The sequence below is a fragment of the Rhizobium sp. 01T437 genome (assembly GCF_056398505.1).
In genome coordinates, this window is sequence record NZ_JBFTPM010000029.1 from 37,297 (window position 1) to 48,026 (window position 10,730).

Consider the following 10,730-nt stretch of genomic DNA (forward strand, 5'->3'; position numbering starts at 1 on the left):
GGCTTGAAATCGTCAGAACGATGCCGTTCTCTCAATGCTCCCTAGGCATCAGAAAACGGATAAATCATCGTGGAAACCGCCTGGCTCGCCGATCTCCAGGCTCTTGCCGAAACGCTGAATTTTTCGAGAGCGGCAGAGAAGCGCCACATCACGCAGCCGGCTTTCGGGCGCCGCATCAAATCCCTCGAGGACTGGTGCGGCTCCGAGCTCGTCGATCGCTCGACGCACAGGTTGAAGCTGACCCCTGCGGGCGAAGCCATGCTGGAGGCGGCAAACGATATTGCCGCACGGCTGGAGCGCGTTATCAGTGATCTCGAGCAGATGCGTGCGGCGACCTCGACCGTCACCTTCGCCGCCACCCACGCCCTCTCCTTCATCTTCTTCCCCGGCTGGATTCAGGCCCTTGGCCACGAGGCATCGACGATGCCGATCCGCCTCCTCTCGGACAATATGAACGAGTGCGAGCGGATCATGACGGAAGGCCGCGCCCAATTCCTGCTCTGCCACGACCACCAGAACAGCAGGATCCGTCTCGACAGGAATGCCTACAGGCATGTGGAGCTTGCGACCGACCGCCTGATCCCCGTCAGCGGGAGAGACAAGCACGGCCACCCGCTCCACAGCCTTTCGCAGACCGCCGATCGCACAATCCCGCATCTCGCCTTCGAAGAAACATCAGGGATGGGCCGCATCCTCTCGTCCGCCCTCTCCGCCCACACACATCACCTGCACCTCTCGACAGTCTTCACCTCCCATCTGGCCATGACGCTCAAGGCGCTCGCCATCGAAGGAAAAGGCGTCGCCTGGATACCGGAGAGCCTGGCAGCCGACGAGATGGGACCGGATGGAAGACTGACCTCAGCCGGATCGGCGGACTGGGCAGTCGACGTCAAGATCGTGCTGATCAAACCACGGGCACGCATGACTGACATTGCCGAGAGCTTCTGGACCCTGGTTCAGGGCAAGGATTGGCGTTCTCCCCGCCGGCCGCTGTCTGCAATTGTGCCGCCCGGGCAGCAGATCATTTCATGAGCGCGGCCTGTCTCAGCGCCGCGTGAATATCACTGACGACGGCAGCACCCTCACCGACGGCTGCGGCAACCCGCTTCGTCGATCCGGCCCGGACATCGCCGATCGCAAAAACGTTCGGCAGGCTGGTTTCCAGTTGCAGGGAGCGCCTTCCCAGTTCCTCTTCGACATCAGGGCTGAAGGTCGTACCGGTCCTGATGAAGCCCCTGTCATCCGTCTTGATGCGGCACTTGATCCAGTCGGTATTCGGGTCGGCGCCGATGAACATGAAGACGCGGCGAAGATTGTAGTTCTTCCCGGACTGCGCCCTGATATCCCTAATGGTTGCCGCCAGGCGACCATGCAGATCTTCCGACAGCGCTGTCAGCTCGCATCCGAGATGCATCTCCACGTTCGGCAGTGCCGCAATGCGATCGATCAGATAAGTGGACATGGTTTCGGTCAGGCTTCGGCGGATCACCAGGTGGAGACGCCGGACCCGCGGCGCCAGGAATGCGATCGCCTGGCCAGCCGAATTGCCGCCGCCAACCAGGGCAATATCGTCGTTTTCGCACAATTTCGCTTCGATTGCGGATGCCCAATAGGAAATGCCGGCGCCCTCGAAGCGCGCTATGTCGGGAATATCAGGCCTGCGGTACCTGGCGCCTGAGGCGATGACGACGGTTCGCGCCTTGACCGTCCTGTCTCCGCCAATCCGCAATACCATGGGGTCTGTTCTGCGTTTGCCGGCCGGGGCCGGAATCAGTTCGTCGACATCGAGCGGCAAGGCGATCTCCGCCCCGAATTTGAGCGCCTGATTGAAGGCGCGGCCCGCGAGCGCCTGGCCTGAAATTCCGGTCGGAAAGCCGAGATAGTTTTCGATACGGGAGGAACTGCCGGCCTGTCCGCCGATCGAACGTGCGTCGATGACGATGACGCTGAGCCCCTCCGATGCCGCGTAGACCGCAGCCGCCAGACCCGACGGACCTGCTCCGACGATTGCCACATCGTAGACGATTGCCGGATCGAGCTCCGGCGTGATGCCGAGGCAGCAGGCAGCTTCAGCGTCTGTCGGATGCCTGAGTACCGTTCCGTTGGGGCAGACCATGAGCGGCAATTCGCTCGCCAGGATCCCGAGCCTCTCCACCAGGCCCCGGCCTTCGTGGTCCGACGCCGCATCGAGCACGACATGAGGGTAGCCGCTTCGGGTCAGAAAGCCCTGCAGGCGAACCAGATTGGGCTCTCCGGGATTGCCGATCAGAACCGAGCCGGCGCCGCCGAAATTGATCAGTTCCACGCGCCGCAGGATATAGGCGCGCATGATGATCTCACCGATATCGGCCGATCCTATGATGAGTGCCTTCAGATGCGCGGCATCGAATGCCAGCGCCACACATCCTTCCGGCCCGGCACGTCCGCCTGCAAGCACGGGCCGTCCGGAGAGCTGACTGACCTCTCCCGAAAACTGCCCTGTGCCATGGCTCGTGATCAGGGCTTCCGGCATCGACAGCCCGTCGTGCCTGAAGACATCGAGGCGGCCGGAGAGGATCAGCCATGCGGGCGAATGCCTGTCACCGATCTGGGACACGACCTCGCCAGAGGCAAAGGAATGCGGTCCACTGCTGGCAAAGCGTGTCGCCATTTGAACTTGTGCGGCACTCAGCACCGGAAACATCTGGTGACGGCGGGTTTCGAGGCTCTCGGAGCTCATGTCGGCACGCTCAATAATAATAGCGCGGGATCGGGCCGCGCTGCGGCATCTGATCCGGCAATTCCACCATCGTCTCGTCGAGATAGCACCAGCCCCAGCCCTCGGGCGGATCGTACCCTTCAATGATGGGATGTCCCGTGGCATGGAAATGCGCCGTCGCATGCTTTCCGATGGACTGATCGCAGCATCCGACATGGCCGCATTCCCGGCAAAGCCGAAGATGGACCCATTCCTGCCCGTCCTCCAGGCATTCCTCGCAGCCAAGCGTCCTGGGCTCTACGGATCGAACGGCTGCAACATGCTTACATCCCGACATCTGGTTCTCCTGTGGTTGTGGAAGTCCGCGCCTGCCGGAAGGAAGATAGATCAGGAGACGATTTTCTCTATCATACGCATGTGTAGAACCATATCTTCGTCGACTAGCATCAGGGTAGAGACGGCGCCCGCAATGCACGCAGAGCTGGTTAGTTCATCTTCCGCTAGAAAATATTGCCATGTTGTGACCGCAGTCACTATCGGAAACAGCCGCTGCTTGTATTTTGCCCCCGCTGGATGCTGCACCTACCAGCCGGAGAAGGGTCTCCGGGCCCCACTTGGCGGCCCTTCTCATTTTTCCCACTGATGATGGTGGCATAATACCTCCCCGATCACCGAAACATCTCGCTCTGGCTGCCGAGCCTGCCACCTTTTCGCACGCCGCTCGCTGCATCCGGCCGTGCGTCGGACTGCCCGTCACCGAACCAGGAGACGATGAACAGAAGAAGCACGGCCGCCATCAGCGGCGGGCCAAGGTAGACGATCAGGAGGGAGTGCAGCGTTCTCACGGGGGCGTTGTTTTCGTTTTCTAGGTTTGTCGCGGGAGCTATCAAGACCATCACATCAGGTGGATTCGTCGTCATCGGGCGTCAGTATGGATCACCCTGATGTCAGGTGAAGCCAAGGAAACATGAAAGGAGTGCGAAGCATTCAGCGTGAGATAGAATCCCCGGGCGCTATAGTAGGCGCCAACCCACATCAGCACGCCGAGCTGAAATGCAATGATAAAAGAGTAAATCCTCATCGTTTCCCTTCGGGATCAGTTTTTTATAAAGCCAGAATTTCAAAATTAAGCTACGCAGCCTGCGCAGAATAACTTCACTATTTTACGATTATCGCAAAGTTAGTCGATTTACTATTGTCACCCACCTAGCAAAAAAGGTGGAAAAATAGCCCGAATGGATAAAACTGGTGACGTCGAAAGAATTATACTTGCCGCTCCACGAGCCTGCAGCGTCTTCGGCCCCATGAGCGCGCATGCGTCAACCAGCACACTTTCGACATCCTCGATGGCGGCGGGTATCGAGGATCGATTGTTAGAGGTTTGCCACACGAACGTCGCCGGTCATGGCTTCACCGATTTGCATGGTTTGCCCTCCATTTGAAAACTGCCCCTCAATCACATCAACCCAAGGTAGCTATTCGCCTCGTCAAATGATAGGATGCAGACTACCGAGGGGCGAGTGACCGTCATGGTAGTTTCACTTGCTCCAGCAAGAAGCATTCAAGAATATCCTGATAACACAGCAAACGGAGGAAGACGCATGGGCAGCTATGACGGCACAGCCGGAGATGATGTGTTTCGGACGAGGAGCTCTACTCTTATAATAATTCCAGAGGCGGGAATTATCTTTGAGAACAGCGATTTTTACTCAGGCCGCGGAGGCAACGACACCTTTCGCATCGCGACGTCGACTTTCGACCTGCCGGACCTTTTGGAAACATCAAGCGATATTCTCGGTGGATCGGGTAACGACACGCTGATCTTTGCGCCTCCCCATGACTTTCTCGGCCAGATCGACGTCACGTTTTTCGGCGACGCAGGAACGGATTCCGCCTACCTGAACTTTCAGCCGATGGGAGCTCTCGACGTCGATTTCACGAATATCGGTCCGGGCACCTACACATCCATCCTGGCCCTGACTCACGCGGACGGCGGTTATGCAGGCCAGTTCTTCATCCAGCCGGACGTCGAACATGTCTCGGTCATCGGTTCAAATTTCGCTGACCGAATGATCGGCAATGCGGGCGACGACAAGCTGGATGGCAAGGGCGGGGCCGACATCTTTTTCGAAACGATGGGCAACGACACCTACATATTCGATGATACGGGTGATCGCGTCGCGATCTATTCAGGGCCGCTGCTCACCGTTCCCGATGGCGGCGTGGACACGATCTGGACGACGGTCAGCGTGGATCTGCGTGACCAGGGGCCTGTCGAAAACCTTCGCCTGAACGGCACGGCGGATATCAACGCGACAGGCAACGACCTTGCCAACATGATCACCGGTAATGCCGGCAGCAATCTCATCGCCGGTGGTGCCGGCAACGACAGCCTCAACGGCAAGGGCGGCGCCGACACTTTCCATTTCGATGAAATGGGCACGGCCAACAAGGACTTCGTCTGGGACTTCGATGCAGACGACAAGATCCAGCTCGGCCCGGCGTTTACCGGCCTCGATCTGGACAATAATGGCGTGGTGGATGCCGCCTCTTTCGAAATCGTCAACAAGTGGGGCGCCGGCGGCACCAAGGGTGGGCCTGAGCTGATCTACAATTCCGCGACCGGTGTTCTGTCCTACGACGCCGATGGCGCCGGCACGACCCATGCTGCGCAGGACATTGCTTTCATCGGTGTGAACAAGACGTTCTTCGACAATACCGACGTCCTGGTAAACAGCTCCCTGCTCGTATGACGGGCGCGCGCCCCGCATATCTCGAGACGGCCGGTTTCACCGGCCGTTTCCGCTGGGTGATGAGGTATCCACCGGAAGGTGATTGAACCTTTGGCGATCTGCCCAAATCATCAGAACGAGCGCATGCTGATTCCCTTGGCCTGACAGATGTTTGGGCCAGATACTTAGGGGGCATGAAATGCGCGATTTATTGTCAAACTTCGAAGAAGACCATCGCAGCCTCGGCTATGGTGCAGAGGCTCCAACGCATGAAGGACATGGGTTTTCCCGGTTCCATGCGGTCGCGGCGATTTTAATCCTGTGCGCGGCGATCCTTATCGGAGGTCACGGACTGGTCTAGCGCAATTCCAACAAAATTGTGCAGCGGTTTTGCGTCCGTCAGAACCAGAGATCGCGCACGCACCGTCCCTTGGACGGAAGGTCGTCAAACGTTTCCAGCCCGTCGAAATGATCGATCGGCAGATCGGAAACGAGATCCGGCGGCGCCAGCCGCAAATTGACCGCCATGCGCCGGCGCCCATCCCTGTTGAGCTTCAAGCCGCGCCAGCTAAGCACGCAGGCGCAAGTCGGGCAGAACAATATTTCCAGCGACGACGTCTCCCGGCCGGTCCGCGTATAGGAGCCGGTCTCGCCGTTCATGCTGATCCGCTCGCCCTCGTAATCATAGGCCCAGAGCGCCCCATAGCGCCGGCAGAGCGTGCAGTTGCACGCCGTAATCGAGCCGGGATCGCCTTCCAGCGTCCAGCCCGCCTTGCCGCAATGACATGAGCCGATCAGCATCAGCGCACCGTTTCATCCCTGCCTGTTTCGATGAGCCTATCCTGCCCCAATCACGTGATGTCCGCAAACCGCGCCCGATCCAATTCTCTTCTCCGCGCTCAGCCTGACCACAGCCCTTGACTCCCGCCAGAATGAGAACATAATAAGAACATTCCTGGCGCTGCGGTCGCCATCCCGACAATCCTGAACTGAAATGCTCTGCAAGGAGAATGAGAACATGCGTCCGCAATTGGCCCCAAAAACCGATGGTGATGTGATCGGAAACGAAGATTTGAGCTGGGAGGTCGAGGCCGTGCTCTCCTGGCACGACGAGGATGCCAAGGCTGCCATCGCTACGCTTCTGCAAGACTGCCGCCACCTGCGCGAACAGCTTGCGCTTGCCGAAGGCGCCATGAGCCGGGGCATGACCCGCGGCTGGCGGCCCACCTTCGACAGGTCCTCCTTTGACCGGACATGAAACACCGCCGCAGCATCGATCTCGTCGCCAGCCATGAGGAGGTCGCAACCGACAGGGAGACGCTCGCCACCCTGCCGCAATGGTATGTCCTCCACGCCCGCTGCCCGGCCTGCCAGCACGAGACGAGGATCGACCGGCGCATGCTCGCCTACCGCTACGGCAAGGACATATCGCTGGCGAGGATCGGCCCTCGCCTGAAATGCATCGGTTGCGGCAACCACACGGGAAACCAGCTGCTGCTCGGCAGGCTGCCGCGCGATTGACCGTGTTTCCTCCCGCTTATGTGCTAGCCGATGCAAGCAGCAGCCTTGCTGCCACCATCGCCCCATCGCTTCGGATCGTGGGGGCGACGGCCGCAGCGCGCTGGCGCATATCAGGCTGCAACGCCGCCGAAAGCGCGGTGGAGAAGGTCTCAGGCGTCGGTATCGTCCCCTCATGTGCCACGCCGATGCCGAGCGCTGCAACGCGGCCCGCCCAATAGGGCTGGTCGGCAATCTGCGCCACGACCACCTGTGGCACGCCCGCCCGGCTTGCCGCTGCCGTCGTCCCTGCTCCGCCATGATGAACGATCGCCGCAACTCGCGGAAAGAGCGCCTGATGATTGGCCTCGTCGATGACGAAGCAGTCGCTTGCGTCCTCATCAGGCACCAGCCCGGCCCAGCCGCGCGACAGCACCGCACGCCGCCCCTGAGCGCGGATCGCCGCAAGGATCACGCCGGCGGCATCCTTCAGCGCATGCATCGGCATGCTGCCGAAGCCGACATAGACGGGCGGTGCACCTGCATCGAGAAAAGCCTCCAGCGCCGCCGGCAGCGGCCTGTCGTCATCGAGCATCCAGGCGCCCGTCTGCACCGCGTCGATCAGATCCGTCGCAAGCAGCGGCCCGATGACCGGATCGGCCGCAAGCAACGGCCGGCGGGTCAGAACGGGATCGCGCACATTGTCCAGCGGCGCCATGCCCATCGATACGCGCAGCCGATTATAGGCGCCGCCAAAGATTACATTCTTCGTTTCGATATCATAGTCCCAGAGAACCCGGTTGTCGGTCACGCCGGGCGGATGCGGCCGGCCCTTGAATTCATGCGGCTTGTGATGATGCGACGGCAGGAAGATCGGGCAGAATGTTGCCCCGAAATAGCCGATGCCGGCCCGCTCGGCCACCAGCTGTGCCGCTGCCATCGCGGGAAACAGCCCCGCTGCGACGATGAGATCGCACCCTTCCGCAGCTGCCGAGAGCGCCTCGAACTGTCCCCCCAATATCCCGGCCGCCCGCTCCGAAATGCCATCGGCCGAACGTTCCCGCGTGTTGCGCTCTGCAGTCTTCATCACCTCGCTCACCCATTGCCGCACGGGCGCATTGGCCGGCGCCAGCGGCACGCCGAGCCGATCAAGCAGCCCGGCAAACTCCGCATCCGACGGCGCGCAGACCACCGCCTCGGCGCCTATTGTCTGCAAGGCGACCGCCAGCGCCGCCAATGGCTGCACATCTCCCCGTGATCCGTATGTGGATAGCAATACACGCATGCTCATCTCCCGATGCTGTAGATCAGGTTGAGCGTTCTACGCCCTCTCTAGGGTCTTGCCGCAAGTCCCCCCTGCGCCATATCTAAAGGCATAGCAGGGATGATGATTGTTCCCGGCCGCATCTCTCCCCACATTTCCAGCGATCAGCGGCAAGCAAAGGCCGGTGTTCTACGTCACAAACCGGCTGAGATAGGCATAGCTGCGTGCCGCAAATTCGAAGGGCAGCCGCGGATTGTCGTGCTCGACGACGAAGAGCCGCGCGCCGCTTGCGACAGCCGCCTGCCACAGCGACGGCCAGACGAGCACGCCGGAGCCGACATTGGCCCAGCCGCCTTCCTCCGGACCGACATTCTCGGGCGCCTGATCCTTCACATGCACCGAGACCAGCACGCTGGCATAGCGCCTGATCCATTCGACCGCATTCGGCTGGGCGCGCGCCAGCCACGCAATATCCGCCTGCCAGGTGAGCGGGCTGCCCTTGGCCGCATCGAACATCAGCTCGAACCCGTAGCGCCCGCCAATGGTACGGTCGAAGCCTGCCATCTTGTTGTGATAGCCGAGCACGATGCCCGCTTCCTTCATCTGCTCCGCAAGCGCGCCCAGCTCATGGCCGATCCGCTGCCATGCCGCCTTCGTTTCCTTCATCGCAGACGGTGCCGGATGCGGAACGAAGAGCTGCCCGATGCCGCATTGCTGGCAGGCATCGACAAAGCGCTGCCGTTCGCTGCGCAGCGCCTCCAGCCCGACATGAGCGGATGGTGCCGTCAGCCCGTTCCTGACAAGCCCGGCCTGAAGGTTATTCGCGTCACGCAAATGCCCTTCGAGCGGCTCGACGGCGCCAAAGCCGGCGCTCGCCGCCTTGTCGAGCTGCGTGCCGAGATCTCCAAGCCCGCGCATCGAATAGAGCTGCAACGACAGCATCGGCTTCGTCATCGCTCATCTCCAGACCATTGTCGCCCTCGCCGGCAAGGCATCCCGACCGTTCCTCCGCATCGAATCCGCTGGGGTCCAGTTTCACCCGTGTCGGCGCAGATTGCGAGGGCAAAACGGCCGATATCACCCCAATGCGGACAAGGCGGGCTTCGGCAGCAGCTTGCGTTTCAGGTTGACGATATGGCGGCCGAAGGATCTGTCGATACGCTTCACATCGATCAGCGTCAGCTCTCCGCAGGCAGAAAATGTGTGCAGGCCATCGGGGTAATCGGCAGTGGCGAGACCGCCCGTCAATTGGGCCGGCAGATGCGCGCAGGTCACATGCGTTTCGCTGAGCAGGCTGAAGCGCAGGAAGCGCAGGCCGCCGCCATAGCTGACGCTGCAGTCCTGAACCGGCAGGATGACCTGCCCGTCAGCGCCGATAAAGGGCGTGCCGCCCGGCCGGGCGCCGGAGCGATCCACCAGAACCGGATTTTGCGGATGGGTCTTCCACGGGCCGGTCAGGCGATCAGCAAAGGCGATATGCAGCTCGCGCTGGTCACGCGCGCCGGCGCCGACAAGCGTGTAAAACATCCACCACTTGCCCTGATGCTCGATCAGGCAGGCCTCGGCAGCGGGCAAGTCGGCCAGGAGCACCGTTTCCCGCACCCAGCCATCGGGGAACGAGCGGGCGCGGTACAGCGCGACCTCCCCGGCCTTATGGCTTTCCGGCATCATCAGCACCTCGCCATCCTGCTCGATCAGGAAGGGATAGGAGAGATGAAAAGGCTTGGTGAGAACCACCGCCCTGCCGCGCCATTGCAGGTCCGGCCCCACCAGTTCATGGCGCTCGATGAAGCCATGCTTGGTGTGGTAGTCATAGGCTTCCACGAAGACGTGCAGGCTGTCGCCCTTCTTCACGGCGAAGGGATCGGCGAGATATCGCCACGGTCCCGGATCGGGCAGCCATGTAATTCGATCGGAACAATCCGCCAAAGTCTCGGCATCGAGCAGCGCCTCAGCGGATGCGGGCACGATGCCCACCTGCCAGAAATCACTCTTGGGCTTCAGACGCATAGATCAACCGCGGCTGATCGATGTCGGGCGCAGCCTGGACTGCGGCTCCGCGGGCAACCCGGGAATAGAAATCGAGAACATTCGCAATACCTGCCGAACGAGAGAAAGGAGCCAAGTCGTAGCCTACACGCGACAGGCGGACAACAGGCTGTTCCCGCAGCACATCGGCAAGCGCCTCGGTGAGCCCCTCGACGGAGCCGGGCGCGACCAGCGTCACCGGATGCTCACGCAGATATTCCGACGGGCCTTCAGCCGCCGTCGCGATGATCGGCAGTCCCTCATGCATGGCTTCGAGGATCGCAAGCCCCGCCGATTCCTCGCGGGACGGCGAAACGAAAAGATCCAGATTGCGCAGGAACCCCGCCACATTGTTGCAATGGCCGAGCAGATGGATGCGGCTGTCGCCCTTGGCGAGCTTTTCCAGCGCGGCGCGATGCGGCCCCTCGCCGACGATGACGAGAGCGGCATTGTCGGGTGCCGACCGCCGGAAGGCCGACACTAGCACATCATATCCCTTGCTGATATGCAG

12 protein-coding genes are annotated in these 10,730 nt (G+C 61.1%); 4 read left to right on the forward strand and 8 right to left on the reverse strand.

Annotated features, from left to right (window positions below):
* Positions 1-69: 69 nt before the first annotated feature.
* Complete coding sequence (locus AC1DM5_RS32925) at positions 70-1,032, forward strand: LysR family transcriptional regulator (RefSeq protein ID WP_477819263.1); 963 nt, start codon at positions 70-72, stop codon at positions 1,030-1,032.
* On the opposite strand, the gene AC1DM5_RS32930 is transcribed toward AC1DM5_RS32925, so the two are convergent.
* The 3 genes from AC1DM5_RS32930 to AC1DM5_RS32940 all read right to left on the reverse strand — a co-directional run bounded on the left by AC1DM5_RS32930 (position 1,022) and on the right by AC1DM5_RS32940 (position 3,543).
* Complete coding sequence (locus AC1DM5_RS32930) at positions 1,022-2,719, reverse strand: FAD-dependent oxidoreductase (RefSeq protein WP_477819264.1); 1,698 nt, start codon at positions 2,717-2,719, stop codon at positions 1,022-1,024. The two genes, AC1DM5_RS32925 and AC1DM5_RS32930, sit on opposite strands and share 11 nt — an antisense overlap.
* Before the next feature lie 10 nt (positions 2,720-2,729).
* Positions 2,730-3,035, reverse strand: coding sequence for a UBP-type zinc finger domain-containing protein (locus AC1DM5_RS32935; RefSeq protein WP_477819265.1), 306 nt, complete (start codon positions 3,033-3,035; stop codon positions 2,730-2,732).
* 331 nt (positions 3,036-3,366) lie between these two features.
* Positions 3,367-3,543 (reverse strand): hypothetical protein, encoded by a 177-nt coding sequence (locus AC1DM5_RS32940; RefSeq protein WP_477819266.1) that lies wholly within the window; start codon positions 3,541-3,543, stop codon positions 3,367-3,369.
* A 927-nt stretch (positions 3,544-4,470) separates the two neighbouring features.
* On the opposite strand from AC1DM5_RS32940, the gene AC1DM5_RS32945 reads away from it, so the two are divergent.
* The gene (locus AC1DM5_RS32945; RefSeq protein ID WP_477819267.1) at positions 4,471-5,451 is read left to right on the forward strand and encodes a calcium-binding protein; all 981 of its coding nucleotides are present in this window, start codon (positions 4,471-4,473) and stop codon (positions 5,449-5,451) included.
* A gap of 378 nt (positions 5,452-5,829) precedes the next feature.
* On the opposite strand, the gene AC1DM5_RS32950 is transcribed toward AC1DM5_RS32945, so the two are convergent.
* On the reverse strand, positions 5,830-6,231 hold the full coding sequence (locus AC1DM5_RS32950; protein ID WP_477819269.1) for a GFA family protein: 402 nt from the start codon (positions 6,229-6,231) through the stop codon (positions 5,830-5,832).
* Positions 6,232-6,448: 217 nt separating this feature from the next.
* Between AC1DM5_RS32950 and AC1DM5_RS32955 the strand changes: the two genes are divergently transcribed.
* Together AC1DM5_RS32955 and AC1DM5_RS32960 are read left to right on the forward strand one after the other, a co-directional pair.
* Positions 6,449-6,688 (forward strand): hypothetical protein, encoded by a 240-nt coding sequence (locus AC1DM5_RS32955; protein WP_113321377.1) that lies wholly within the window; start codon positions 6,449-6,451, stop codon positions 6,686-6,688.
* Positions 6,685-6,951 (forward strand): hypothetical protein, encoded by a 267-nt coding sequence (locus AC1DM5_RS32960; RefSeq protein ID WP_439015733.1) that lies wholly within the window; start codon positions 6,685-6,687, stop codon positions 6,949-6,951. Before AC1DM5_RS32955 ends, AC1DM5_RS32960 begins: the two co-directional genes overlap by 4 nt.
* Positions 6,952-6,967: 16 nt before the next feature.
* Here the strand turns inward: AC1DM5_RS32960 and AC1DM5_RS32965 are convergent, their stop codons facing one another.
* The 4 genes from AC1DM5_RS32965 to AC1DM5_RS32980 all read right to left on the reverse strand — a co-directional run.
* A complete protein-coding gene (locus AC1DM5_RS32965) occupies positions 6,968-8,212 on the reverse strand; it encodes a glycosyltransferase (protein WP_477819270.1) in 1,245 nt (414 codons plus the stop codon).
* 168 nt (positions 8,213-8,380) lie between these two features.
* Complete coding sequence (locus tag AC1DM5_RS32970) at positions 8,381-9,145, reverse strand: sugar phosphate isomerase/epimerase family protein (RefSeq protein WP_477819271.1); 765 nt, start codon at positions 9,143-9,145, stop codon at positions 8,381-8,383.
* 123 nt (positions 9,146-9,268) lie between these two features.
* A complete protein-coding gene (locus tag AC1DM5_RS32975) occupies positions 9,269-10,201 on the reverse strand; it encodes a glucosamine inositolphosphorylceramide transferase family protein (protein ID WP_477819272.1) in 933 nt (310 codons plus the stop codon).
* Positions 10,179-10,730: glycosyltransferase family 4 protein (locus tag AC1DM5_RS32980; protein ID WP_477976651.1), on the reverse strand; the 552-nt coding region annotated here is incomplete at its 5' end. The genes AC1DM5_RS32975 and AC1DM5_RS32980, both read right to left, overlap by 23 nt.

Coding starts and splice junctions, on each gene's coding strand:
- AC1DM5_RS32930 (WP_477819264.1), bottom strand. CDS start 2,719: ATGAGCTCCGAGAGCCTCGAAACCCGCCGTCACCAGATGTTTCCGGTG.
- AC1DM5_RS32935 (WP_477819265.1), bottom strand. CDS start 3,035: ATGTCGGGATGTAAGCATGTTGCAGCCGTTCGATCCGTAGAGCCCAGG.
- AC1DM5_RS32950 (WP_477819269.1), bottom strand. CDS start 6,231: ATGCTGATCGGCTCATGTCATTGCGGCAAGGCGGGCTGGACGCTGGAA.
- AC1DM5_RS32955 (WP_113321377.1), top strand. CDS start 6,449: ATGCGTCCGCAATTGGCCCCAAAAACCGATGGTGATGTGATCGGAAAC.
- AC1DM5_RS32960 (WP_439015733.1), top strand. CDS start 6,685: ATGAAACACCGCCGCAGCATCGATCTCGTCGCCAGCCATGAGGAGGTC.
- AC1DM5_RS32965 (WP_477819270.1), bottom strand. CDS start 8,212: ATGCGTGTATTGCTATCCACATACGGATCACGGGGAGATGTGCAGCCA.
- AC1DM5_RS32970 (WP_477819271.1), bottom strand. CDS start 9,145: ATGACGAAGCCGATGCTGTCGTTGCAGCTCTATTCGATGCGCGGGCTT.
- AC1DM5_RS32975 (WP_477819272.1), bottom strand. CDS start 10,201: ATGCGTCTGAAGCCCAAGAGTGATTTCTGGCAGGTGGGCATCGTGCCC.